Source organism: Aquimarina sp. U1-2 (genome assembly GCF_017897595.1).
Lineage (GTDB): Bacteria > Bacteroidota > Bacteroidia > Flavobacteriales > Flavobacteriaceae > Aquimarina.
Genome location: NZ_JAGKIK010000005.1, coordinates 280886 through 307730, shown reverse-complemented (window position 1 = coordinate 307730; position 26845 = coordinate 280886). Strand labels below are relative to the sequence as shown.

Below are 26845 nucleotides of genomic sequence, written 5' to 3'. Positions count from 1 at the left end.
AATTCACTTTTAAATATAAATATTATGAAATCACAGAACGTAAATAACAAATTGAGATTTGACAAAAATGCTTTGGTTGAGTTAAATGATGAGCAACTTACTGAAGTTAACGGAGGCACAACTCCAGTATGTGTAGGTGTAATCATAGGGATTACTGCCAGTATAGTGATCGACAATTTAATGGACTAATTAATTCACTTTTAAATATAAATATTATGAAATCACAGAACGTAAATAACAAATTGAGATTTGACAAAAATGCTTTGGTTGAGTTAAATGATGAGCAACTTACTGAAGTTAACGGAGGCACAACTCCGGTATGTGTAGGAATCATTATAGGAATTACCGCTAGTATAGTGATCGACAATTTAATGGACTAATTAATTCACTTTTAAATATAAATATTATGAAATCACAAAACGTAAATAACAAATTGAGATTTGACAAAAATGCTTTGGTTGAGTTAAACGATGAGCAACTTACTGAAGTTAACGGAGGTACGACTCCAGTTTGCGTAGGTGTAATCATAGGGTTATCTATTTATACCGCTGTGAGAGACTAATATAGTCTTACACCTTCTACCGCTATTAAAGGTAGACCAATCAAAATGAGCTGTCTGAAGAATATTTCAGGCAGCTTGTTATTTTTCCTCCCTAAAGCGGAACTACTGGTTATACTTTAAAATCTACTTACCTCCAGTTTGCATAGTATGTTGAACTTTTCTTAAACGTTGGTCGAAATATAAACGTTTGATCTTGACATCATTTCAATTACGCTATGTATCCTAATGGTAGTAACCATTGCTAGATCCGACAGTTTATTTTATTTTAACCTGAATTAAATTGTTAATTTATTGAAAATTAACCAATTAATATATCCTGTCCGGTCGAGCCCTTCGTCAAGCTCAGGGCAGACTTAGTCGAAACCTGGTTGTTTTACAAAAAATGACCTCTCGACTTCGCTAGAGGTGACAGAGGCAAATTGTAACTACTGGAAATCAATAATTTAATTGTCGAACTGAGGTTATTTTACACACGTAGATAAACCATAAGTCCAATTAAACCCGATATATATATATCTTAGAAAATTTATGACGCCCTTCAACTGCTTCGAAACACGTCCGCTTCGCTATGTTTTTTAATGTAACCGTAGCCGTACTTTGTTAAAATCAAGAAAACATTTTCAATGCTGCATCTCTCGCCTAGGGCGTTGCTTTGTTATGCTTTGAGGATTTTCTGACGAAGTTCTAATTCAGAATAAGGATAAAACGATGTAATTAACAAAAAAGCTCATCAGTTACGATAAGCTTTTTTAGTGTCAGTAATTTATTGCTACTAATGACGTATTTCATCTATTTTATTTAGAAGATATGTAATCAAATGTAGGTTATTTCACTTAAATATTTACGTGTACATAAAGGATACCTTACCAAAACGATTTTTATCTACGTTGAACGTTTTTCTAATGAACTCCTTCAATGATTTTTCTTCACTATACACACTATCCATAATAATATTATGATCTGGAAAAGAACAAAGCTCTCTAACTCCCTGTTCTAAGGTTGATGTAGGACCTAAACAATTACCGATAAAGTTAATATTCTTTGCAATAAACTTGGCAAAAAGATCATGTAGCTTTACTTCTTTTCCATCTTTCCGTTTTTGTCTGGATTGTGAAAAAATACCGCACGTAACATAATAACAACTAGTTTTTAGTCTATCATTATCCAGCAAATAAGGCAGGTAAGTATCTGAAAAAGGATCTAACACAGCATCAAATTGAAGATCTGTGGGTATATTATCAAGCTGTAAGGAATAAATGTCCTTTAAAAAAGGAAACTTTTGCTTTACCTTTTCAAAGTTTTCGCCAGAATATGATAAGCCATAAACGTTGCAATTTCTGGTTTTTAAAAAGTTTAATAGAAATAATGATGTATTTGATGTAACTGATGTCACCAAGACGTTACTACCCTCTTTAATTTGTGCTCTCTCTATCATATTGATAGCGGTTTGCGTTCCAATACTCATTGCAGCTGCTTGTTCAACAGGAAAATGATCTGGCAACTTTAACAGTTTAATTTCTGGTAGGATTTCATATTCTTTACTCCCGTGATTAGTAGGGATTCCTCCTTGATATCCATTCTTTGACTCTGGATAAAAACAATCTGATATTACCAAATCACCTTTCTTTAGGTTCTTTACATTTTGACCAACCTCTTCAACATAACCACAAAAATCAGAACCTATTGGGTAATAACTGTCTTGTTCAAGCTCTTTTAACCCTCTCCAAGCTCTTTCAATTACTCCCAAATCCCTATAATTTAAAGAAAAGCCTACTTTTTTGACCAAAACTAAATTAGCATAGGCAGCGTCATCTTTTTTAAATACGGTATCTGGTACATGAATTAAGGCTAACGGAATTTTTAATGAATCAATAGTAAGATAATACTTTTGTTCTTGATCAACCTTTGCGTCTATCGACGGACTTAATACAGCAAGTGCTCTCATGACTATAATGTTTTAAAGTTCAACTTTTTCAAATTTATTCTGCTTAGAAGTATGCAATTTCTTACTATAATATTTATATAAATAATCATATACTACCATTTCGTGCACACGTTGTTTGGCCAAAAAAATGCGATTACAAATCATATGTAAATAACTTAAGGTAACTTGATGAAACGTAGATGGTAGCTGATTATTTTCAGACAATTCGCGTAGGTGCTTTGCTATAGCCAGATTCTTGACTGATCTTTCTTTGAGTATATCCCACAAAGGCTCATACATGATATTTTTTGCGCTTTCATCTAAGAAATTTTCAATAGCTTTTTCGTTTTTCGCATACATTTCATTGATCTGCTTGTTTAATTTTCCAGAGCGATTAAACTCATTACCAAAACTAGTTTTAGCTGCTTTAAGCATATCCGTTCTTTCTTTAATGGTAAACCCTAAATCATTCAATAAAAAGTCCATAGATAGTAAAGCAAATTTCCAACGTATTTGCTCACCAGCATCGCCCTCGATCATATCTGCAAATCTAAGTGTGCATTCACTATCGTTGTAAAACAAACTCTCTGTAGCATCTATCGCTTCAAACCCATATCGTTGTAACTCGCGCAGGTAGGTATCCGTTTGTGTTTTCCAAACAATTTGAGTCTCTTCAAAAGGTTTAATAGCCTTACTTATGCTATGAATACATTCGGTAAAATGCTGTTTGTCGTTTAATAAAACCCTAAACCTGAGATGATGACCATTTTTATCGTAATAACGAATGAAGAACCATTTTTTTACAAGACCCTTGGTCTGTAAATCTAAAACAATAGGATGTATAGCCCGGTTTAATAATTCTTCTCCTGCCCTTTCTCCACAATAAAACTTATAATACAACCACTCGGTACCTGTAGAATATGATGGTATTGCCACTTCTTTATTCTCATGAGAAATATACTTTACTGGCTCTTTAACTGTAACGTCGGCTTTTTTGTACGCTGATACTATAAATTCGTTACAGTAATTATGGGTTGCCGTATTTTCTTCAAATAAAAACTCTTTAAGTTGAATGAATTTCTCTCCTTTTAACATTAAAAAGAAGACTCTACGACTTAAATCATTAGTAAAGTTAATGAGCACCTCATTATCTCCTTGAACGATACAAAGAATGTCTGGTAAGTTTCTTCGCTTTCTAAAATCATCAACTATTTCTTCCGCTTTTTTCTCATTTTGTGAAGTTATGTTTTTAATCTCTTCTTCAGTGATATTCCAGGTTGCCCGAGATAGTACAACATCATTATAACTTAATCTAGGTAGAAACTCAAAATCATATTGTAAACGACCCCAGTGAAACGCCAGCCCAGAACTGTACTGCGACTGTATATCACAAAGAAAATGGTAGATAGGTAGCGCATTCGTTTGGTAATTATGTGCATTACCCAGTCTAGGGATAATTTCTTTATTGTGTTTTTTGGATCTTAATACAATTTTATTTCCTTTAACTGATACATACAAATCATCTACCGAAATTTGATGGCTACTATCAAGAGACGAGTTTCCTAGATAAGGAATTTCATAATCTCGCTGAAAATTTCTGTACAAAATATTTCCTGTTCTAGCTTGTGGTAAATGAATAATCTCTGCTATGATTTTATCAGGATGCAAATCTTTTTCCTTTTTCGAGATTTCGTTGCACAAATCAAGTATGTCATTATCCAGATGCGCAAATCGACCAATTAAACCATTCGCAGAAGGTCCCGATGCCGATTTCAACATGATCTTTTCTATCCCTTCTTCATCAAATACATTAAAAAATAGCGAGAAACTATCTGGGTATAACTTCTCGTCCTCTTCGAAGGTATTTATTTCATGATCTTCAAGCGTAATTTCAAACGTGTTATTTTTGTGTGCCTCTAATAATTTCTTGAGCAAAAACGAACTTTTAGTAGTTAACTCAATCTGTCGTACTCCTACAGATTTACCCGATAGTGCCAAATTATCAACCAATGGCGTTTTTGCTCCAGATTGATTACCGTATCCAATACCTATATCGGGATCCAAAACTTTAACCAAAGGTTGCTCATATTCTTCATACCGCTCTAGAAATTTTTGTTTAAAATCGTTTAAGACTCTATTCTCTCTGTTTGAATACAGTTTATTGAGTACTGTAATCCCGTTACGAAGCTTCTTTAAAGTTTTGTAACTTAACGTAGCATTGGGTAAATTACGATACGTATCTACCTGAAATAGCTTGGTAATATCTACATTCTTAACTTCGTCTTCTAATAATTGATGTATTTCTCTATATTGTATAGGATCGTTTATTATATTTTGATCTAGACTGCTTATTTTATTTTTCAATTTTACGATAAGATTCTTAACCACCTGAGCTTCATAAAAATCAAAACGCTTTTCTGAAAATTTATGCATCAAGGTATTAAAATAATCATCTCCGGTTAGGGTAAATTCTAATTCACTAATTAAAAACTGACTATCAATTAAGGTATTCATAAATTCGATAGCTTCCTTTTCAGAAATGTCATTAGAAACTAATTCTTGAACCAAATCACTAAGTACTGCTCCTTCTTTGGCTCTGGTAGTAATTTTGTTTAAATACTCATTAATCGCTACTTCTGAAATCTTATGGTAACGAGCATTATCTTTAAAATAATACTCTACATATCTGTATTTATCAAATACGGTGTATAAAGAATTATTAGGATAATACTTTAACACGTTACGAATAGTATTTTCTTTGGTTAAAATAGGAAGAAAACTTCCCAAAAAATACATATCATACTTTGTAAAACGAGATAAATGAGCTTTTTCAAAATTTATTGATGTTTTTGATGCCATATCTATTGCAGATATGGTAGCAAATAAACCAAAAGGTGTACACCTGTTAGACAATCTGGATACATACTTATACAAAGAACATTTAAGACTTTTGAGATCATCTTCTGTTTGAAAAGCTTCGCCTTTTTCCCAGAGTTCCATCGCTTGATATATATGTGGCGATCCTAGAAATAGCGCTTCTCTGTTCTCTTTTTTTGCGAATACCTGTTGAATCAGATCCCAGGTTATATCTATTTGTTTGGTTCCTAAAGGTGTTCTAACAATTGCTTTATTGGAAAATGAGTAATTTTTCATGATAATACGTTTTGTATGTTATATTTTTATGATTTTAATCCGGATTATGTATTAGAATTTCGTAATGAGGGTTGAAATAGCAATAAAAACAAGTGTTTTCTCAATTTCTTTGTAGCAGTTTACTCTAAGCGGAGTCAAAGGGCTACGATGACATTGAAAAATAAAACGCAGCGTTTGTTTTTGAAGGTATTTTAAGCCGTAATAGATTTTATAATACATATTGCGGGTTTTTATGGGTTATGCAACAAGATTGTTCCACATATTGAAATAATACCCTTCTTTTGATAATAACTCTACATGTGTTCCTTGTTCTTTTAACTGCCCTTTTCTAAGGGCTATAATTTTATTAGCATTCATTACCGACTTTAATCTGTGAGCTATCACTATAATTGTCTTGCCCTGATCTACAAGCTCATCAATGAGTTGACGAATAACCATTTCTGACTGCGAATCCAATGCCGAAGTTGCCTCGTCTAAAATGATTACTTCCGGATCTTTATATAAGGCTCTGGCAAAAGCAATTCGTTGTCGTTCACCACCAGAGAGATTGGCACCAAACTCACCTAGATAGGTGTCAAAACCATTAGGTAACGATTCTATAAATTCATAAACGCCAACTTTTTTGCTTATATCTATGATTTTTTGCATGTTTGGACTAGGATCGCCAATAGCGATATTCATAGTAATAGATCCGTCAAAAAGTTCTACATTTTGAGGCACAGTGGTTATCATGTTGTTTATACTTTCTTTTGAAATATATTTTAAGTCATAATCGCCAATATGTATTTTTCCACTATCGGGACTGTAAATATTTTGAATTAAGGCAGCAATAGTGCTTTTCCCGCTTCCACTCTCTCCAACTATGGCTGTAAATTTACCTTTGGGAATAGACAGCGTGAGGTCTTTAAAAATGTTTCTGCCTATTTCATAAGAAAACCCAATATTCTTGAACTCGATATCTCCCAAATTTCCTTCCGATAACTCGACATTAGCTTCTACTTTTTCTGTATCCAAATCCATTACTCCAAATAGACGATCTGCCGCAATCATTGCATTTTGGATGGATTTATTAGTACCGATAAGCTGCGAAGCCGGTCCGGTGAAATAACCTATGATAGCATAGAAAGAAAATAGTTCTCCTGGCGTAATTTGATTATCAATAACATAAGCGGTACCTGCCCAAAGGAGTATAACCGTAAATAATCTGGATACAAAATCTGTAGATGCGTTAGAGAATATATTGTTTTTACCAGATGCGTATATACTTTTTAATACATCTACAAATTTTGTTTCTGTCTTGTTTTTAGAGAAATCCTCTAAAGAAAGTCGTTTTACTGTACCAATATTCTTAATAGACTCTACAAGCTGAGCTTCTAACATGGCATTTTTCTCCATGACCATACGTTCAACCTTTTTATTGAGTTGATTTACTATTAGATAGATAATTAAATATAAAGGAATGATTAAGGAGATAATTAATGCTAACTTCCAGTAATACGTGTACATAAAAATAAAAGAAAAGATAACAATCAATATATTTACCGAGATGCTCAAAGCAGTTTCATTGATTAAGAGTCTAATTTTAACTGCATCTCCTATTCGTGACATAATTTCTCCAATACGCATCGTATCGAAAAATTTTTGTGGCATCGTAAAGAGGTGCTTGTAATACCCAAGAATTAATCTAGAATCTATTTGCTGACTCGTCTTGAGGATAAAAGAATCTTTGAGAACTCCAAAAACCAACTGTAGTAGTAGACATGCAATTACGATTACACTCATTAAATTAAGCAAACTAGTATTACCACTTACTAACACGAAATCGGTAATTTTCTCAACATAAATAGAGATTGAAAAACCAAGAAGTGTATAAATTAATGCGCCAATTATTGCTTGTACGACAATAAATTTATGAGGCTTTACTAAAAATAGAATACGCTTTAGATTAGAAACCTTTTCATTTCTCTTTTGAAAAATATTTTCATCTGGAATTAAGATGAGCATATACCCCGTAAATACTTCTTGAAATTCGTGTAAAGGTTTTTTTTCAAGCTTTCCCGTGGCGGGATCCATGATACGTACATACGAATTGGTAATTTTGTAAATCACCACAAAATGAGGAAACTCATGCCCGTTTTCTTTAATCACTACGTGAGCAATAGCCGGCAAAGGAACATCTTTTAGTCCTTCGAAAGAAACTTTGACTCCTTTTGCCAAAAAATCGAGTTTTATGGCGGCTTCGCGAAGTCCTAACAAAGTAGTACCTTTTTGTGCGGTCCCGGCATACTGCCGAATACGGGATATAGGCAGACTCAAATCGTAATATTCAGACACTGAGGCTAAACATGCAGCACCGCAATCACTATGATCATGCTGTTTTATCTCTATTTTCTTCATTTTTATGATTGTATGGGTTAAACCAATCTTCTATTTCATCAAATAACAATTGCATCATACTTCTCTTTGTTAAGAAAAATCTACTGGTAAGTGTCATACCTTTTTTCAATTTACCTTCAGAACCATTTCTTAAAAAAAGACTCTTATCATCTAATGAACTTTTAATCACATAGACGGGCATATCATTAGAAAGTATAATATCGCTTCCAATCTCTGTTATCGTACCATTCGCAAACCCCCATTGATGAGAATTATACGAATCAATTTGATATTTTGCATTCTCGCCTTCTCTTAGGTAACCTATATCTGCAGGAGTTACGTATGTTTCTACTACAAAATTGGTGTCCGGAGAAATTTCTGCTATCAAATTTCCTGGAGCAATTACACTCCCCTCGTTATAACCTTGAACGTTGATCAATTCTCCACTAATTGGAGCTCTCAAAACATAAAAATTTTGCTCCTCGTGTAGTTGACTTTTTGTAGAATTGAGATTATCTAAGGTTTGATTATAATCAGTAAGTTGTTTTTGCCAGCTCAATTCGGTTTGCTTGATGATATTAATCCTATCATTTTTTATTTTCCCGAGTTCGAGTAATGCTTTTTCGTATTCTGATTTTGAAATAATTTCTTTTTTATAAAGATGCTCAGAGCGATCATATTCAGTTTGCGCATTTTTCAATAATAAATCGATATTGAACAAATCCTGCTTAAACTTTAAATATTCCTTCTTGTAGTAATCTGTTGTTAGCGCAGTGTATTGTTTCTTTAAAAGCTTCTTTAAATCCTGAATATAATTAGATTGTTCATCGATCTGTAGCGTGTATAATTTTCCTTTTTCCTGTAAAATATTATGATCGATAACTAATAATGTATCCCCTGCTTTGACTTTTTTATTTTCTTCTATATAAAATTGAGAAATTCTACCACTAGATGGTCCATAAAGAGAGACTTTTTTCTCTTTAGTGACTATGATTCCTCTGCTTGTCGTATATAAATCAACGTAAATAAAAGGTAAAGCAGTAAATATCCCCGCTATAGTCATAAAGATTATCCAAAACAGAATATTGGTTTTTTTACTGTGAGTTGCCACATGATACTCTACTGTACTTCTTAGAATATCTTCTGGGAAAATTTGATTTTCTTCCATGCCTCGATTAATTTAAAATTAGTTGTAATAAATGAACCAGACAGTCGACGAGTATTGAAATCATAATGTAATGGGTTTTGATTCAAAGCAACCAATAAATCAGGATATTGCCAAACATTAAAACCCTATTTTTATAAAAAACTGTAGTAGCTTTATTTATTTAAAATAATGATAATCAGTTATTTAAAATAAGAATAAAAAGTAGTGGCATAAGAAATGAGAGAAACTTAGAAAAATAACTATCCCTGCTTTATATTTATAATATTACCTAGAATAAGGATGTATTTTTCACGTATACCTAAACTCATGAAGTTGTAAAGTATTCGATGATTTCTGATTTTAATTTAAAAGTTTTATCTATATTTGCACCCTTAAAATAAGAGATTACTATTTCTCGGGGTGTAGCGTAGCCCGGTTATCGCGCCGCGTTTGGGACGCGGAGGTCGCAGGTTCGAATCCTGCCACCCCGACAACATTAAATCGTTCATTATTAGAAGATAGTGAACGGTTTTTTGTTTTTAACGCCATGACTGGTCGTAAAGTCGTCAATTTATGAAGTATTGGTCCAGCATCGAAATGCAACTTTTCTTATTATTTTTGCTGAAATTTACATTATAAAACAGAATCATTTGATTTTAATAGCAATCCATTAATAACTGTTTATTGTTTTCAAAATCACTGAGCGGTTGGTCAAGTATCACCGTAGTTATATTGTTCAATGTCTTTATCACACTTTCTTGCATTTTTAAAGACCCACATAGCATAAATACACCACCATGTTTTAAAAAGCTCGCAACCTCATCTCGTTTTTCATCAAGCACATTTTGGACATGTTTTTTAGGTTGCACTTGGGAAAATGCCAAAGTACACATTATAGACTCATTTTTGTTGATGTACGTACTGTAACAATCGAAAGACTCTTTTATCCTTCCACCCCAAGTGAGATTCTTTACATTCGCTTTTTTTTGATTGAGCATCCCTAAAAAGGGTGCAATACCAGTGCCATTTGCTACCATCCAAACAGAAGGTGCATTTTTAGGATATCGAAAATCAAAATTATGCGTTAACGATGCGCGAATCGTTTGATTAATTTTCGCAGTACAAAGATAGGTTGAACATATACCCCCTGGATGCCATTTTACACTTAATAAAATGTCACTCCCGATTTTGGCAATAGAATATGTACGCGGAAAGGTTTCGTTCGGCGGAATGATATCAAGAAGATCGCCAGACTCAAATTTTAGGTCTTTGCTGGGACGCAATTTTAGTAAAGCGGTATTGTCTACATTCAAACCACTATTTGCGATGACCTTAAAAGAAACTAACTTCTTTTTTTCCTTTTTTAGAAAGGCGCTAACCTTCAAATTCATTCCCGTACTACTATTCCATTCTCTTACCCAAGTCGTAAAAGCGATTTCTGATTGTTCATTTATTTTAATTAACGCTAGCAACGATTGATACATGTCATGATTTTTTAACAGTGTATCGACTTCTATGGCAAACTGACAATATTTTGGATAACGAAGCGAACCAAACCCAACAACTGCATAATTTAACCTATGCCTAGGTGTAATTTGTTCAACTATAGCTGAAAAATTGCTAGCGTTATAAGGAGCATCCCCATCGCCATAGGTAGCGGTAAAAATTATAAGGTAATCGGCTTTGGCATAGGTAGTATAAGAATTTAATTCGCTTAAATGAGCCGTTTTTCTGGCATTGAGTAACGCTTTCTGAAATGCTTTTGCAAAAGTAAACGTACTCCTTGTTTCTGAACCTACAAGTATCATATATTCAGCCTCTTCTCTGCTACTCCCACCTCGAAGTACTTTAGAAGTTCTTAATCGCTTGTAACTCATCATCATACCAGAATAGATAAAAAAAACAATACTACTACTGGCTACTAATAGTACAATAGACCATAAAATAGTGCCTTGCCCGGTATGCCATGTAAAACTTAAGGCGTTGATCAGTTTTATAAAGGGAAATTTTATCTCACTTTCTATTAAACCAGTACCTTGACTAATCTTAAGCTCGCGGTCTTTCAATTTAATTTCGAAAAACTCTTCTGGATCATCAGAGAAGGGAAAAAGTACTGTTCGAACTTCGCCTAATGATATCGAGTCGAAAAAATGGGTTTCAGATTGGTAATTGGATACATTGTCTACCTGTTGGAGATTCCCTTCTGGAAGCAAGGCAAACTTTTCAGCCGATAGCCAGGTCCCCGTGGCAGCAATAATAAGAATGGGTAGCACCAACCATCTACTCAAAACCACATGATATTTTTGCTCAATATTGGTTTCTTTCACCTTGTTAAACCATTTTTTGAATCCCCCTTGTCTTTTAGCTAAAAGGAATACCCCGGTAATGGCAATACAGCAAAGTAAAAAAGAGATGATGCCTACAAATGCCCTTCCTATGCTTTTTAAAAATAGTGAACGATGCAGGTTTTTTATAGCGTTAAAGAATGGAGATGGTGATGGTACATCGCCCAGTTTCTCTGCAGTTTTAGGATGAACAAAAATTGTATGACTTTTCCCTTCTTCAGTAACTATTGAAGCTTTCACAAAACCTTCAGGGGTCACCTCAAGCTCCAGCACTTCGCTATAGGTATTTTTTAAGGCACGTATTGTTTCCGAAAGATAAACATCTTCAATAGCGATAGGCGCATAGGGTTGTAGCTTATTTGAGATAGGTTCAAATGCGAGTATAGCCCCTGTTATTGATGCCAATAACAAAAATATCGCCGAAATTGTAGCTAAAAGAAAATGACTGTATCGCCAAAGTGAACCTACCATAACCAAATGCTTACGTCATTTCCACCATCCATTTTTCTTGCGTATATAGATTATCTGACCGGTGTGGTAAGCGTTATGAGCAGCGATATCAGCAATTTCATGCTGCCACAGATATATTTGCTGATCAGATGTCTTTTCTACAGCGAGCTCCCACTCCGTTTGAATACTATCTAGTTTTTGAACTGTTTTACTCCAATCTTTTCCGCTACTTATTTTAAAAGTCTCAGCGTTTTGATTGTCGTTTGTAATATTATCGTCGACTTCCTCTTCCTTAAAAGCTCTCAGATTTATCTCATTCCAATATAAAATATGTGATACAATCTCTGAAATAGAATGATTATCTGTACTATCTTTTACATTCGCTTGTTCAAAAGTGAGTCCTTCTAGAGCTTTATTTGTAGGTACAAACCAATCTTGCTGGGTATGTGTGTTTTTCAATTGCTCTACAAGAAATAACCGCATATCCGCATGATTTTCCTTTTTCGCGCAACTTTCAAAAGTTAAAATAAGTAAAAGTCCAATTAAAATATATTTCATACGTTTAACTATTTTTAATTGTTTGAAAACAATTATTAGAAATTATGAATTCGTGAATCTATAATGTTACTAATAATCATCTTAATGAGTAGTTAAGAATTATAAAAGTTTATTTTACATGCTCTCTAGTATAGTGAAAGTTTCAAAAATTACTATTATAACAATCACCATCATTTATATGTTTAGTAATCGCAATGAACGTACATATAACTAACTACTTTCGCTATATTCACGACTACTTCGGCATCATTCTGATATAACGTATCCAGCCTTTACCTTCTAATTTGGTATTTAAGTTTTCTGTGGTCAGCGCTATCTGAGCATCGGTTTCGTAGTATTCTTGATCCTCTACTGCGGTCTCAAAACGAAGTTGGTAACCTTGATCAATTTTATCTGTGGGGATGTTAATAATGCTCACTGTTCGTTCGCCTCCAGGTACAGTTTCACCAGAAATAGCATCAATAGCAGACCTTCGCTTTCCGTAGAATTTCCACCATTCTGTTATTTCGCTATACCACTCTGGATCCTTACCTTGAACATACAATGTTTCTTCATAATTTCCTTCAGGATTGATGAGTGAAATGACCACATACGCCCCTTCGCCAGTATAGTTGATCAGTTGAATCATACATTTAACAGCAGTTTTTTCAGGCAACGGCTTAAATGCAAATGCAACTAAAGTGAAAATACTGCTTATTAAACCTATTTTTAAAAGAGTACGCATATTATTGTAAGAAGTTGAGTGAAACATTACGTTGTTGAAGGATTTCATTCTCACTGGCCAAATCATAAACCGATTCGTCAAAATCTGTTTTTGCCGTTTTATCGGCCCCGTTAGCAATAAGGTATTGAAGAATCTCTGTATTGGTTGCTTTCATAGCAGCTAAATGTAGCGGAGTCAAGCCTTCTTTATTTTTTATATTTAATGGAATAGTAAGATCTGCCAGTTTTTGAAGTAGTGCCAAACTATTTTTCTTCACAGCCAGGTGCCAAAGTGAATGATTGTTGGCTTGCAGCTTATCCATTTCAAGCCCTAACTCTTTTAGCTTCTTAAATTTCGCATCAAAGGCTTTCTTATTTCGCTCATCATATCCGTTGATAAGATAATAGGCTAGATTATTACCTTCTTCATCTTTATGATCAACAGCAGCTTTTTTATTCAAAAGAAAGTTGACCACTTCGGGCGAATTGTTTTGTGTTGCCAGCATCAAAGCGGTTTGTCCTTTTTTGTTAGCTAGATTCAAATTAGTTACGTTTTTGGCAAGCAATTGTACTATCTCAAGCTTATTGCGAGAAGAGGCATTGAGAAAAGGTGTATTGCCATTAGCATCTTTGTGATTAACATCGGCTCCGGCAGTACTAAAGAAATTAAAAACTTTTGGATCTGTATTTCTGTAAGCGAGACGATGTAGCGGCGTGTATCCCTTTTTTGTTACTACGTTAGGTTCAAGACCTAAGTCTTTTAGAAATTCATAGATTTCAATCGTATTACTGTGACCTCGCGTACCTTGAGCAGCGAACAAAAATGCATTACCACCTTCTTTATTTACTGTTTTATAATCAACTCCTTTTTTAATAAGCTGTTTTAGAAATTTGATATTTCCTTTTTTAGAAGCATAGTTAAAAATACCATTGCCCTTACTATCAGTATCGTTTAACGTTAAACCTTTATCCAGAAAGTAATTTAGTTCTTGTTCGTTACTTAAAGAATGGGCTACAAGAAGTAGTACATTAGCACCATTTTCATTCTTTTCTTTGGTAAGGTCAACACCATATCTTTCAAAAGCATCATAAAGTTGGCTATCTTTTTGCCCTGCGTTAGCGGCAAACGTTAGTGGAGTGTATCCGTGGCTATCCAGTTCGGTTATAGAAGACCCCTGCTTTAATAGATAATTAACAATATTTAATTGACCTGAATACGCTGCCCAATGTAAATAAATTCGGCTGTCATGTGTCTTTTTGTTGATATTATTGCCCTCTAAAGACAATAAATATTTGACGACATCATCATCTACTTTTTCGAGCAAAGCATAAACGACGGCATCAAAAGCATAGGTGTTGAGCTCGGCAGGATTATTTCCCGCCGCTACATCTTTTTTTACTTGCGCTATAGAGGGATTAGTTTTCCAATACTCTCGATGTAAGAATATATTCTCTTGTGCTAAGACCCTTTTCGTAGAAAACAGAACTACAACAAAAAGTGATATGATAGTTAAACATCGCATTTAAGGTCTTTTTACAAAAGCGTCTATAATAGGATTGATATCTTGTGCCTGGGTGACTTTATCATCAAAAAGATGTTTAAAAAGCACTTTATTATCTACTTTCTTTTTGAGTTTTAAATCTTTGTTCTTTGCATATACCTCATCCCATTTTGCACGAACTATTGCCCACTTATTTTGATGCTCCTTCCACCAGTCGGCAGCAGCTTGACAACGGTTATCGTCTACCTTTTTATACACATTGTATCCTTTTTCTTTTGCGAGAAGAACATCTTCAGCGTTTTCAGCACGAATAAGTTTATGGTTATCCTGGTCATGCAGCCAACCGTATGCTGTAATTTCATGACGGTTACCGCGTAAAAGTACATTATAATCGCTACGGATGGTGTATTCTCTGCGTGCCAATGGTGCGGGTGTAGTATTTTCCCAGTAGCTTTTTCCGTCTACATGAACCCAAGTCGCACTACCTTCATATCGAGGGCTATCATCGACCTGATATACTTTTTGAGTCCATTGCCCATCCACTTCTTTTTGTGATTTTTGCACATAATTCCACTTGTTGTCAGAATTGTACACATAAAGGTCTTGATTCTCGTACAACCAATCCTGTCGCCAGTGCTTTACGATGTACGGTTTTGTGGGATCACCTACTTGAAGAATATGTTGAATAACTATTTTGTCTTTCTCATCGGTAACCAATTGTGCCCATTCTAATCCTTTATCAACTTTCACCTTTGAAGGTTTATAAAGAGAATCCTGACTATAATTAAAAGTCTCGGCAAAATTAAAAGTTACTTCAAAACAACCACACATTTTCTTAATAGCATCTGCATCCTGCTTTTTTTTGTTCTGAGCAGTGATTATACCACAAATAAGTAGTATAAGAAACAATGAATAATTTCTCATTACTTGAATTTTAATTTAATAATATTACAAAAATAATTATTTATATTAAATCCAAATAAAAATAAATAATATATTTGTACTTTATTAAGATTGATTCTAAATAATAATGAGTTTCAAATTAGCATTTTTTCAGTTTTTAGCGCTACTCGCTTGTTTTAACATGTATTCACAAGAGTAAAAGTGGCAAAAGATAGGCGTATTGATTTTTTACTTATAACATAATTTTTTCAATCTAAAAACACTATCAGCATCTTCTGAAATTTAATGAACTGATTTAAACTTTTTTCAATTTGCTAAAAAAATGCTGTCTTGCACTTATATTTTATAATTTTTGACTTCCGTAGCGCCGCTATGCAAGTAAAAAATTACTTCATCTAAGCACAAACCCTTCATTTTTCGCCTAAATCAAAAAAGTTTAAATCAGTTCGATGCAAATAAATAGCGTTCAATAATTTATATCCATCAAAAAATAAGCGTCTCGTGATAGTGAGACGCTTAGTGGCTAAATACTAATTATATTAGACTAGATATAAATCTATGATAAATACCATTTTTAGTATATTATTTAAGTACTTGTGCCTTATTTATTGCTGGCAATGAATCCGGTTTATGTCCATTCTTTGTTTGACTGTCAGTCTAACGAAATTTCTCCTTCATTAGGGTTGTATACGTAATTAAAGGTATAATATCTGGGCACACTTTCTTCAGTGATATTTCCCGGATTGTCTTGATAATAACTTAAAATTTCCATTTTTGCATATTTGCCATCTCGAGTTCTGAATACCAAAACACGACCAGGCAGCGGCGTAACAACAAACTGCTCAAAATTGTAATTATACCAGCCTTCATTATTTATCCTGGGAATTGCATAACCAGTTTCTGAGTCTTGTTCAAAAGTCAGCCCTTCTATTGAAGTGACCTCGGCAAAAGTTCCTATTACTATTGATGCACCTGCATTACCCGAACGTTGGGGCTCCCCGTCTGAACCTGTGCTAGCTCCTCCATTAACCGCTATGGCTAATCCTCGAAAAGCGATATCCCATTCGGTTTCACTTTCTGTAATCTCACCTGTTTTAAAATCAAACTTCGTGAAAGTACCACTCTCTGATTGTGCGCCCCCTTGTCCGCCACCACTTACTGGGGCAAACAAATTTGAAAACTGTTCAGATTCTACCGGTATTGAAGCGTTTTTGCCATCATCATCATCGCTACATGAGATGCTAATGAATGATACGAGCAAAAATAAAATAGATAACTTTTTCATTATTTTTAGTTTTAGATTAAAATTTATAGTTTAGTTTGGCAAACACCTGAATTCCAGGGCTGATCTGTACATTAGAGTCTGTATCAGAAGCAACGGGGTTGCTACCTTTAAAGTCAAAAAGATTGTTCACTCCAGCCTGGAGCTGATAATTTTTAAAGAACGTTTTTTGTGTAGCAAAGTTTACTACTGCATATCCATGTACAAAAGAATCATCAAATTCGTCTAGCACTGCATTTCCATTAAGGTCAGCAAGTCCATACCTGCTGCGATAAATTACCCGAATGTTAGCATTAGCTTTCCATTTGGGGATTTCATAAAACACTTTGATATTAGCCGTATGCCGTGACCTATTAATAAGTCCAAAATAATCAGATCTAGACAATCGCAAAGTTTGTGAAGTTTCCGGATCACGGGCAAAAACGGTACCCTGTTCAATCTCATCCTCTTGGTCTTTGTCATAAGCAAATAGTAATTGATAACCTCCTGAAAAGGTTAAGCTATTGAAGGGCTTAAAAGAAAGATCTACCTCAACTCCCTGGGTATATATGCGGTTAAAGTTTTGATAGCCAAAAACACTGGCACCATTAGTTTTTACCGCCAGTATCCGGGTATCGATCAGGTCTTTGAAGTCGTTTCTGAAAAAATTAATTTCAGACGACAACATTCCTTTTTTATATACAAAACCCAAATTATATCCTACCGATGTTTCTGCACGAAGAGGCTCACCCAAACCGGAAAGATCCACAATTCTTAAGATTTCACCATTTTCTTCTAATCGCTCTATCCCTGCTGCTTCTACTTCTTTGCCAAAAACAGTATAGTTTCCACCAGCAGTATTTGTAAAATTCAAATATAATTGTCTGAAATCCGGTGCTTTAAATCCACTCCCTACAGAGCCTTTTATGGCAAAATTTGAAGTCAAATCATATCGAGCAGAAATTTTTGGACTGAACCGGGAATTGTACTCGCTATGATTATCAAAACGTGCTCCTACAATAACATTAAATCCTTTGGTAGGTTTTATATCAAATTGTGTAAAAATGTATTGGGAATCAAAAGAAATATCTTCAGCAAACAACGTGCGATCCAAAGTTTCAAAATTATATCCTGCACCCATCGAAAGGGTATTGCTTTTCTTCAATTTATAATTAAATCTGATTTCGGGCCTTAAGAGCTTTTGATTAAAATCATTTTCAAATAACAACACATTAGTTTCTGTATTTATAAATTGTTCGGAAGTCTTATAATTCGTATAATACAACTCATATTGAAGATCTAACTTTTTTGAAGGGGTATGATCTAATCTAAGATGAAGATTTAGATCCGTTTCTTCACTCTTGCTTGGATCTATATCAAACTCTTGATGGAAATAGCGCCCCGAAGCAAAAACACGAAAAGTACTGGATAAATCTGCAGTAAATCTGCTGGTAGCTGTATAATTTTTAAAAGGAGCGTTGCTTTGTCCCTCAAGATCCGGAGCCAGGTCAAAATTATCTGTACTCAATCGATCAGCAAAAAGGGAATACGTAATCTTACCGATCTTTTGGTTGAGACCGAGGTTCGTATTTTGATTATTAAAAGAAGCTACTCGGTGCGAAAGTTGTCCGCTTATTTTTTCAGATGTAGGGTCAGTCGTAATAATATTGATCACACCCCCAAGGGCTTCAGATCCAAAAAGACTAGATGAAGGGCCCTTTACTACTTCAATTTGTTTGATATTACCTATAGCAAGGCGACTAAGATCGAGGCTTCCTGCACTTCTTCCGATTAGCGGGACCCCATCAATCAATACCATAATGTATTCAGAACTGATTCCTTGTATTTGTATACCTTCAAAGCCACTTTCGTCTGCTATGGTAATCATACCTGTTTGTTCATTTAATATCTCACTTACTCGTATCGTTCCAGACTGTTCTATAATATCATTAGAAATTAATGTTACTGGCAGGGGTAAAGAAGAAAGCTGCCGCTTTGTTCTTGTAGCTGTTAGGATGACTTCATCAAGTTCTGATGCTTTAATTTTTTCTGAGGGTTGCTTTGTTTTTTCTTTTTCTGATTGCCCAAAAGCTGCTGTTCCACCAACTTTTCCAGATGGTAAAAAAGCGAATAATACTATAATATATAAAAGAGACGATTTCAACCTTGTAATTATTTAGAATGAATCTCAATAAGTGCAAATGTAGTATTTATTTTTATTTAGAATTAATAAAAATAAAAAAACTCATCAAGAAGAGTATAAAATCTATCACCAGATATCCATATATTTTTTTCCAAATATTGGTTTATTTAAATATTCAATTTAGTAATATTTAAATGCCAGAACTAAAGGTAGTATCTTATTCCTAATAACAAGTAGTAAGATACTGCCTGTTCTTTTCTAATTAAGTTCTGAAAACACTGGGAACAACGCCAGACTGTCTTCTAAAGTTTATAGCTGCCGAGATTTTCACAATGAAAAAAAAGGAAAATTGATCAAGTAGACTGGCATACAATTTAGGTCAACATAGTATGAGTAGGTTTAGGTTTGTATGCTATAAAAGTTGATTGCGGTAATATCAAGAGTAATAGCAATCAAATCTAACTATCTGGATCTATTTTTTATGGATTGATATTTCATTGGGGTAAGACCGGTATGCTTTTTGAACGCAGCATGAAATGTTGATTTTGAGTTAAAACCAGCTTCCAAACCTATTGATAACAGGCTATAATCTTTATAATCTGGATGTTGAAGCATCATTTTGACCTCGTTTACTCTATATTCATTAATTAGATCTCTAAAATTTTTGTCAAATAACTCATTTACCAACGTCGAGGTATACCGCGTAGAAATATGCAGCAAGTCTGAAAAAGAATCAAGAGATAACGTAGGATCTTTATACACCTTTTTATCATTTAATAATTTTTCGATAGTGGACTTAAGATTTTTTTGATATTGAGAGCGTATATTTTTTCCTGTAGACAGTTGTTTCAAATGCATAAAATAAAAGATGAATGAAGATGGTCTCCCCTTTTCATCGGAAGCAATATGAGCTTCGACTTCACATCCATATGCTGCATCGTTTTTACCCGATATCATAAATTCACTCTTTTGCGGCTTGTCCAGTTCGTTTAGTAAATCGAGATTGTATATTTTATGTAAATCTTCTTGATTCAAAAGAACTGAAATGGATTTGTTCTGCAATTCGGTATAGCCAAATTTAAGTATACTTAATAATTGGCTATTGGCATGCAGGATAATATGCTTCGAATTTGTAATTAGAATTGGATGTTTCTTTTCCTGAATTGCCTCAAAAATAGATTTGATTTGATTTTTTGTGGACAAGGGATTCCACGGAGATGTCACAATTTTCGGTACACGAATTGCTTTAAAGCTTATCCAATACGTTAAAATAGCAGCAAACGTATACACATAAGGGAGCCCATACTCATAAAAATGATTTCCGCCAATAGACAAGGCATCAAAACTAATTAAAATAGACCAAAAAAAATGAAAAATGAAATACCCCAGCAAGAAAAACTGTAACCATCGAACACTATTAATCACATCGACAGACCAAAGGTTATCCTTTTTGAGTAGTGCAATCGTTTGTTTTAATGAGGTATAAACAAAATATACAATCACGAACCCTAATAACAAATTTACGCCTTGAACTACATAAAAATGAAGCACTTTGGTCAGATAAAATGTATCACTTAGCCATAAATCTTCCTGATAGGCTATATGCTGAAAAAAGATAATAAGCAATACGATAAATTCTAACAAAGGGATTGACCACAACCATTTTTTAATCTTTTTTAATTGGGTGGTCGGTTCAAGAACTTCTACAAAGTATGAAAATATACTTACCGTAGGCAAAGTGACCAAATAAACCGGAATATAAAAAAGTGTTCTAAACTCATAGAACATTTTCTCCATTTGAAAAAAACTAAAAACCAGATCTATGCCTACCTGAACCATAAAAACACCCAAATACATCATGGCTTTTTTCTTCTTAATACCTTGAAAAAAGAGATATATTCCCAAAAGAATAGCATGAAATCCTGAGGTAAATATGATCAAATTTAATAATTGCATAGTAACATCTAAAGTGATAAAAGTCTGAAAACTATACGTAGTATAAGTTCATGAGCTTATTTAAGAGTACAGAAAGTGGCATAGTACTGTTTTTTGGACTTTTTATAGGTTACATAATTTATTTTCGTCTCCAATTATTTATACTGAGTCTAAATTAATATAATTAGTTTGTTTTGAAGGTATACCTATCGATTATTTTAATTATTACTTATGTTGTTACCCATGCGCAATCTAATATAAAGGGTCGTGTAATAGATAGCAACCAGTCCCCTATTCCCTTTATTAATATTATTGTGAGTGATACTCAAAAGTATGCAGTATCTGATAAAGATGGGTTTTTCAGCATTGAAGATCTTAAAAATAAAGTGTACACACTTCGGTTGAGTGCCATAGGTTTTAAGACCTCTTTTCAAACTATTGATCTCTCTGATCTTTCAAGTTTAACTCTAGAATTCAAATTATATAAAAGTACCGAGAATCTTGATGAAGTCATACTTAAAAGTAAATCCCAGATCAGAGTACTTAACGAGCAACCTCTTGCGATATCTTCTATCGATGTACAGCTCTTTCAAAATTTAAATATAGATGCTGCAAGCCTTCTGGACCGCACCAACGGTTTACGAGTTCGCCAATCTGGAGGGCTGGGTAGTGATGTCAATATTTCTATTCAGGGTGCACAGGGCAATGCTATTAGACGTTATTATGATGGACTACCTATCAAATTTCTGGCTGCCGGTTTAGATATTAATAATCTGCCCGTAAATCAAATAGAAAGAATTGATATCTATCGGGGTGTAACTCCGTTAGAAGTAGGAACCGATGCTCTTGGTGGTGGCATCAATATCATCCCCAAAAAATTTAAAGATACTTATGTTGATATGAACTATCAATTTGGATCTTTTAATACACACAGGCCATCTGTAAACCTATTTTACGTATCAGATAACAATGTATTTATCGGAAGTAACTTTTTTATCAATTATTCTGATAATAATTATAAAATTGATGCTCAGGATTTTGATGTAGAAACTCGTTCTGCTCAAAATATTATAGAAGCCGAAAGATTTCACGATCGCTACCGATCTTATTACGCAGATTTTTCAGTCGGAATACAAGACCAACCCTGGGCAGAAGAATTAAAGGCCACTATAATTTATAATAATACCTATGATGAAGTGCAAAACGGGGTGCAATTTGATCCTGTAAGAGCAGCTGGAGAAATTTATAATACGACCGATGGCTTTACCAGTATACTAAATTATAGCGTAAAAGCATTTAATGACAAATTAGCCATAGCGACTAAAACTAATTTTGGGGTCTATGAAGAAAAGATTAAAGACTCGACTGCATTTTTTTATAATTGGTCTGGTACCATTATTAGAGATACTAATGGCTCTCCAATTACCAATGAAAGAGGCACCGATTTGCTTGGGGGTCCTGCCGATATTAGCATTGATAGAGAGATTTTACTGCAGCGAACTACAGTCTCGTATGCTTTTAGTCCGTCTCAAAAAATAACACTAAGTAACCTGTTTATCGATCAGCAAAGAGAAGGTCGTAATGCATTTTTAGCAGAAGAAGATGATCCTTTTAGATTTCCAGCCTCACTACAACAAAATTATGCAGGTATCGAGTGGAGTGCCAAATGGTTTCATAACAAACTAGAATCTGTTGCTACTTACAAAAATTACCAAAACAGCGCTGATGCTACAAGTCTGGAAAGTATCGCAACAAATGATGCTGAAGAGGATCCTTTTGAACGTAGAGAAGTAAGTAATTCTTATAGTGGTGGCAATGTAGCCTTAAAATATACATTTACCGACAATTTTTTTATAAGATCATCCTTCGAATATGCCTATAGACTACCAGAAGAAAATGAACTCTTTGGAAATCAAACTACTATTCGATCCAACATCAATTTGCGACCAGAACAAAGTGATAACATAAATGTAGGACTATTTTACAAAACAAACCTGTTCAAAGATAAACCTCTCGCTATCGAAATTAATAGTTTTTATCGTTATCAACGTGACCGCATCGTTTTATTGGCATCAGGTTTTGATCTGGCACAATTTTTTAATGAAGAAGAAGTAGAAATCGCAGGAGTAGATGGTTATATCGCTTTCAAACCTGTAGACCATTTAAAGATTAACCTAGCCGCTACTTTTCAGGATATTCGTATTCGAAAAGTTATTAACGAGGCCGATGCTTCTCTTTTGGGTACTCGTTTATTTAATGTCCCTTATTGGTTCGCAAGTTTTGATGCAACGTATAGCTTTCATCATTTTTTAGCGAAAAAAGACCAATTAACACTCTCCTATTTTTATGATTTTGTAGAAGAGTTCTCATCGGTTAGAGAGGCTAATGTTACAGAAAATGTAGAAAACTTTGTTCCGACACAACATATCAATTCATTGGAAGCCATCTATACAACACCAAGTAAACAATGGAACTTTTCGGCTAGAATTAATAACATTTTTAATGATGATGTGTACGATAACTTTCGCGTACAACGCCCGGGAACGAACTTTACCGTAAAACTTCGATATGTAATTCAGTAACCTTATGAAAATGATGAATTTTAGAATTTTATGTATTGGCATAAGCACCTTGGGACTTCTTTTATCTTGTGCAACAGATGATGCTATCCCGATAAGTGACGATCGAGTATCATTTGGAGAACCTAGTGAGACCAAAGATTACATGCTTTTTACCAGAAGTGGATCTTCTCCTAATGGCTTTATTACAGGTTTTGATACTTTTCCTAGTGGCGAACTGGATATTCCTAATATCGAGACTACATTGGCTTTTCCAGCGATTTCTGGCGGTGTTGCATTTAGAAACTATGTCGTAAATCAACAAAAACTTTTTGGTGGAGCGGGTTATCAACGGGTTACACTTAACGAAAACAAAATTCCGGTTGCAGGCAGCATTATCGAAACGTTTAGAGGTGGATCCTCGGTAGCCTTTTTAAACGATAGTATAGGATATTACAGCGATTTCAATACACTTAATATTCAAATTTTTAATCCTTCTACTTTCAAACGAACAGGAGAAATTGACATGTCGCAGGCTTTTATCATTCCTGAAAATGCCAGCAATCAATATAGCGACATCATAGTAAGGGGTAACCGGCTTTTTAGCTGTTTGTATACCGGTTTGGGTTTTCCACCCTTTGCATATCGAAGCGATGTGGGTAGCATCGTAGGAGTAGTTGATACCGATAGTAATACCTATATTAAAGATATCTTCAAAGAAGACAGCAAATATCCGGGGCAGCCCTTCTTGCGATATAGTAGTAATGTAATCGATGAAGATGGAACGCTATATTTAGCAACCCAAGGCGGATTAACTTTTGATTCGGATACTCCTACTCCCGGGAAAATAGTCAAAATACCTTCAGGAAGCGATGATTTTGATCCGGAATACGAATTTGTTCCACAAGATCAAGTTTCAACATCTACGGCTATCACAAAAATCAATGCTGGTTTTTTGTACGTAGGCAATGGCATTGGATATACTAATATTTTAATGGAAGAACCTGTGAGTGGTTCAGACCTGGTTAATCGACCCTTGATGCGCTGGGCAAAAATTGATCTGATAAATCAAACGGCTGTCCTAGTAGAAAGGGTACCTAGAAATGTAGGATTAACTTCAGGAATGGCATATAACTATCGAGATAAAGTACAACTAGTAGTGTACAACCCTGAGGAAAATATAAGTGCTATTTATGAAACAGATCCGTCTAGCACTACTGCCGAAATGGTATTTAATGCTGCTTCTGGAGGCATTATTTATGGATTTTATGAATTGGAAGAAACAGAAAAATAATATGATAACCTTAACAAATGTGTAAATAATTATAAAAATGAAAAAAGTAAGACTAATACTTGTTTTAGCTTGTATGCTATTAAGTGTCAATTTAATGACGAATTGCTCTGGTGACGATGATACTAATGACCAGGCGCAACGTATTGATCCTGAAGCCGATGAGGATCAAGACGGAATTTTAAACGCGGCCGAAGACCTCAATCAAGACGACGACTATGAAAATGACGATACCGATGCAGATGGCACTCCCAACTATCTGGATATAGACGATGATGGGGACGGAATAACCACCAGAATTGAAGGTACTACAAGGGATACCGATGATGATGGAATTCCTAATTACCTCGAAATTGATGACGACGGTGACGGTGTAAATACTCCTGATGAAGACATCAATAGCGATGGAGATGTAACCAACGATGATACCGATGGGGATGGTATACCAAATTACCTGGATAGCGAAGATCTTACCGATGTAGATGCTGATGGTATTCTTAACGAAGATGAAGATCTAAACAACGATGGTAATTTTGAAAATGATGATACCGATGGCGATGGGATTCCCAACTATAAAGATCTTGATGATGATGGCGACGGAGTGAATACTGCTATTGAAAGAAGTAATGGAGATACAGACAGTGACGGTATTTTAAATTATCTGGATGTTGATGATGATGGGGATACGCTTAACACTATAGATGAAGATTTGAATGCTGATGGCGATGTAACAAATGATGATACCGATGGCGATGGAATTCCGAATTATTTAGAGATTGACGACGATGGCGATGGTACCAATACTCCAAATGAAGATATTAATGAGGATGGGGATGTAACGAATGATGATACCGATGGTGACGGTATCCCGAACTACCTGGATAGCGAAGATGTAACCGATGTAGATGCCGATGGTATCCCAAACGAAGAAGAAGATCTAAACAACGATGGTAATTTTGAAAATGATGATACCGATAACGATGGGATTCCTAATTATAAAGATCCAGATGATGATGGCGACGGAGTAAATACGGCTATTGAAAGAAGCAATGGAGATACAGATGATGACGGTATTTTGAACTATTTGGATATAGATGATGATGGAGATACACTAAATACAAGCGACGAAGATCTCAATAACGACGGGGATCCTACAAATGATGATACCGATGGTGATGGAATTGCCAATTATCTTGAACTTGATGACGATGGTGATGGAATAAATACCCCAGAAGAAGATGCGAATAATGATGGTAATCTAAACAATGATGACGCTGATGGAGATGGTCTACCCGATTATTTGGATAATTTTGAAGATACACTTTCTATACCGAACCTTGATTTTGAAAATTTTGGCACTCAAGATGTTGCTATTTATACAAAATCCGGTGCTTCTATAAACGAATCATGCGAAATTATAAATGGTGTAAACAATTTTGACAGAACACAGACAGTTATAGACAGACCTATTGGATTAAATACAACAGCCGATATCTTATTAGATTTTCCAGATTCGGGCGATCGATATGTAAACCAAACAAATGCGGCGAATGCGTATGCCGGTAATTCTGCCATCAGACTTCGTAGTGTAGATGGGATTATGGGTGCTGTTGGTTTTTTCAATCCAGAAATTTTTTGGCAGGATATGCTACCAGTACCATATCAGTTTACAAAAATCCCCACTCATATTAAAGGATTTTACAAACATAATAGCGGTACTGCAGTTACTTTTGGTCCGGGTGTATGCACATCTCTTGGTCGATTAACTGAAAATACCACTTTTAATGGAGGGTTTAGAGTATATGCAGTGATGATGAATGACAGCGGTCAGGTTATTGCAAAGGCAGACACTGTTTTAAGTGATGTAGCAAATTATACTGACTTCTCTGTACCGGTAGAAGTTCTAATTCCAGATCAACTTCCTACACAATGGGTCTTTGTACTTTCATCCTCACCAGAATTTATAGCACCTAATCCCATCGCGATTAATGGATCTATAAGTTTTGTAGACAATTTGAGCTTTGAATTTTAAAAA

18 protein-coding genes and 1 tRNA gene are annotated in these 26845 nt (G+C 34.6%); 7 read left to right on the top strand and 12 right to left on the bottom strand.

The window, feature by feature from the left end:
• The 3 genes from J8281_RS09415 to J8281_RS09405 form a co-directional block, all read left to right on the top strand.
• Nucleotides 1-189: class IIb bacteriocin, lactobin A/cerein 7B family (locus J8281_RS09415; RefSeq protein WP_210197355.1), on the top strand; the 189-nt coding region annotated here is incomplete at its 5' end.
• A gap of 26 nt (nucleotides 190-215) precedes the next feature.
• Complete coding sequence (locus J8281_RS09410; protein WP_210197354.1) at nucleotides 216-380, top strand: class IIb bacteriocin, lactobin A/cerein 7B family; 165 nt, start codon at nucleotides 216-218, stop codon at nucleotides 378-380.
• Between the two features lie 26 nt (nucleotides 381-406).
• Nucleotides 407-562 (top strand): class IIb bacteriocin, lactobin A/cerein 7B family, encoded by a 156-nt coding sequence (locus tag J8281_RS09405; RefSeq protein ID WP_210197353.1) that lies wholly within the window; start codon nucleotides 407-409, stop codon nucleotides 560-562.
• A gap of 841 nt (nucleotides 563-1403) precedes the next feature.
• On the opposite strand, the gene J8281_RS09400 is transcribed toward J8281_RS09405, so the two are convergent.
• From J8281_RS09400 to J8281_RS09385, 4 genes are all read right to left on the bottom strand, one after another.
• Nucleotides 1404-2507: a medium chain dehydrogenase/reductase family protein gene (locus J8281_RS09400; protein ID WP_210197352.1), complete on the bottom strand. Its 1104-nt coding sequence runs from the start codon at nucleotides 2505-2507 to the stop codon at nucleotides 1404-1406.
• 12 nt (nucleotides 2508-2519) lie between these two features.
• Entirely contained in the window at nucleotides 2520-5639 is a 3120-nt protein-coding gene (locus J8281_RS09395) for a lantibiotic dehydratase (RefSeq protein ID WP_210197351.1), read from the bottom strand.
• A gap of 237 nt (nucleotides 5640-5876) precedes the next feature.
• Nucleotides 5877-8036 (bottom strand): peptidase domain-containing ABC transporter, encoded by a 2160-nt coding sequence (locus J8281_RS09390; protein WP_210197350.1) that lies wholly within the window; start codon nucleotides 8034-8036, stop codon nucleotides 5877-5879.
• Nucleotides 8008-9183: an HlyD family secretion protein gene (locus J8281_RS09385; protein WP_210197349.1), complete on the bottom strand. Its 1176-nt coding sequence runs from the start codon at nucleotides 9181-9183 to the stop codon at nucleotides 8008-8010. The genes J8281_RS09390 and J8281_RS09385 overlap by 29 nt, the downstream gene beginning before the upstream one ends.
• A gap of 395 nt (nucleotides 9184-9578) precedes the next feature.
• Here J8281_RS09385 and J8281_RS09380 point away from each other — a divergent pair.
• Nucleotides 9579-9653: transfer RNA gene (locus J8281_RS09380), tRNA-Pro, on the top strand.
• Nucleotides 9654-9818: 165 nt separating this feature from the next.
• Here J8281_RS09380 and J8281_RS09375 read toward each other — a convergent pair.
• From J8281_RS09375 to J8281_RS09340, 8 genes are all read right to left on the bottom strand, one after another.
• Complete coding sequence (locus J8281_RS09375; RefSeq protein WP_210197348.1) at nucleotides 9819-11978, bottom strand: PepSY domain-containing protein; 2160 nt, start codon at nucleotides 11976-11978, stop codon at nucleotides 9819-9821.
• Between the two features lie 15 nt (nucleotides 11979-11993).
• Nucleotides 11994-12515, bottom strand: a complete 522-nt coding sequence (locus tag J8281_RS09370; protein WP_210197347.1) for a DinB family protein — start codon at nucleotides 12513-12515, stop codon at nucleotides 11994-11996.
• 235 nt (nucleotides 12516-12750) lie between these two features.
• A complete protein-coding gene (locus J8281_RS09365; protein ID WP_210197346.1) occupies nucleotides 12751-13239 on the bottom strand; it encodes a DUF2271 domain-containing protein in 489 nt (162 codons plus the stop codon).
• A 1-nt stretch (nucleotide 13240) separates the two neighbouring features.
• Complete coding sequence (locus J8281_RS09360; protein ID WP_210197345.1) at nucleotides 13241-14740, bottom strand: ankyrin repeat domain-containing protein; 1500 nt, start codon at nucleotides 14738-14740, stop codon at nucleotides 13241-13243.
• Nucleotides 14741-15643 carry a DUF6607 family protein gene (locus J8281_RS09355; protein WP_210197344.1) on the bottom strand — a complete coding sequence of 301 codons (903 nt, stop codon included), beginning with the start codon at nucleotides 15641-15643 and terminating at the stop codon, nucleotides 14741-14743.
• A 631-nt stretch (nucleotides 15644-16274) separates the two neighbouring features.
• Nucleotides 16275-16907, bottom strand: a complete 633-nt coding sequence (locus tag J8281_RS09350; RefSeq protein WP_210197343.1) for an HmuY family protein — start codon at nucleotides 16905-16907, stop codon at nucleotides 16275-16277.
• Nucleotides 16908-16923: 16 nt separating this feature from the next.
• The gene (locus tag J8281_RS09345; RefSeq protein ID WP_210197342.1) at nucleotides 16924-19047 is read right to left on the bottom strand and encodes a TonB-dependent siderophore receptor; all 2124 of its coding nucleotides are present in this window, start codon (nucleotides 19045-19047) and stop codon (nucleotides 16924-16926) included.
• Between the two features lie 441 nt (nucleotides 19048-19488).
• On the bottom strand, nucleotides 19489-20982 hold the full coding sequence (locus J8281_RS09340) for a helix-turn-helix domain-containing protein (protein WP_210197341.1): 1494 nt from the start codon (nucleotides 20980-20982) through the stop codon (nucleotides 19489-19491).
• 173 nt (nucleotides 20983-21155) lie between these two features.
• Between J8281_RS09340 and J8281_RS09335 the strand changes: the two genes are divergently transcribed.
• Genes J8281_RS09335 through J8281_RS09325 form a run of 3 tightly spaced genes read left to right on the top strand, consistent with a single transcriptional unit; the run spans nucleotide 21156 to nucleotide 26842 of the window.
• Nucleotides 21156-23543, top strand: a complete 2388-nt coding sequence (locus tag J8281_RS09335; RefSeq protein WP_210197340.1) for a TonB-dependent receptor — start codon at nucleotides 21156-21158, stop codon at nucleotides 23541-23543.
• A 10-nt stretch (nucleotides 23544-23553) separates the two neighbouring features.
• Nucleotides 23554-24813 (top strand): hypothetical protein, encoded by a 1260-nt coding sequence (locus J8281_RS09330; protein ID WP_210197339.1) that lies wholly within the window; start codon nucleotides 23554-23556, stop codon nucleotides 24811-24813.
• Nucleotides 24814-24850: 37 nt separating this feature from the next.
• The gene (locus tag J8281_RS09325; protein WP_210197338.1) at nucleotides 24851-26842 is read left to right on the top strand and encodes a hypothetical protein; all 1992 of its coding nucleotides are present in this window, start codon (nucleotides 24851-24853) and stop codon (nucleotides 26840-26842) included.
• Nucleotides 26843-26845 lie beyond the last annotated feature (3 nt).

What these genes read in the sequence shown, in the direction of transcription:
- J8281_RS09340 (WP_210197341.1), bottom strand. Translation starts at nt 20,982, where the DNA reads ATGCAATTATTAAATTTGATCATATTTACCTCAGGATTTCATGCTATT.
- J8281_RS09410 (WP_210197354.1), top strand. Translation starts at nt 216, where the DNA reads ATGAAATCACAGAACGTAAATAACAAATTGAGATTTGACAAAAATGCT.
- J8281_RS09360 (WP_210197345.1), bottom strand. Translation starts at nt 14,740, where the DNA reads ATGCGATGTTTAACTATCATATCACTTTTTGTTGTAGTTCTGTTTTCT.
- J8281_RS09325 (WP_210197338.1), top strand. Translation starts at nt 24,851, where the DNA reads ATGAAAAAAGTAAGACTAATACTTGTTTTAGCTTGTATGCTATTAAGT.
- J8281_RS09405 (WP_210197353.1), top strand. Translation starts at nt 407, where the DNA reads ATGAAATCACAAAACGTAAATAACAAATTGAGATTTGACAAAAATGCT.
- J8281_RS09395 (WP_210197351.1), bottom strand. Translation starts at nt 5,639, where the DNA reads ATGAAAAATTACTCATTTTCCAATAAAGCAATTGTTAGAACACCTTTA.
- J8281_RS09355 (WP_210197344.1), bottom strand. Translation starts at nt 15,643, where the DNA reads ATGAGAAATTATTCATTGTTTCTTATACTACTTATTTGTGGTATAATC.
- J8281_RS09390 (WP_210197350.1), bottom strand. Translation starts at nt 8,036, where the DNA reads ATGAAGAAAATAGAGATAAAACAGCATGATCATAGTGATTGCGGTGCT.
- J8281_RS09370 (WP_210197347.1), bottom strand. Translation starts at nt 12,515, where the DNA reads ATGAAATATATTTTAATTGGACTTTTACTTATTTTAACTTTTGAAAGT.
- J8281_RS09375 (WP_210197348.1), bottom strand. Translation starts at nt 11,978, where the DNA reads ATGGTAGGTTCACTTTGGCGATACAGTCATTTTCTTTTAGCTACAATT.
- J8281_RS09385 (WP_210197349.1), bottom strand. Translation starts at nt 9,183, where the DNA reads ATGGAAGAAAATCAAATTTTCCCAGAAGATATTCTAAGAAGTACAGTA.
- J8281_RS09365 (WP_210197346.1), bottom strand. Translation starts at nt 13,239, where the DNA reads ATGCGTACTCTTTTAAAAATAGGTTTAATAAGCAGTATTTTCACTTTA.
- J8281_RS09330 (WP_210197339.1), top strand. Translation starts at nt 23,554, where the DNA reads ATGATGAATTTTAGAATTTTATGTATTGGCATAAGCACCTTGGGACTT.
- J8281_RS09400 (WP_210197352.1), bottom strand. Translation starts at nt 2,507, where the DNA reads ATGAGAGCACTTGCTGTATTAAGTCCGTCGATAGACGCAAAGGTTGAT.
- J8281_RS09350 (WP_210197343.1), bottom strand. Translation starts at nt 16,907, where the DNA reads ATGAAAAAGTTATCTATTTTATTTTTGCTCGTATCATTCATTAGCATC.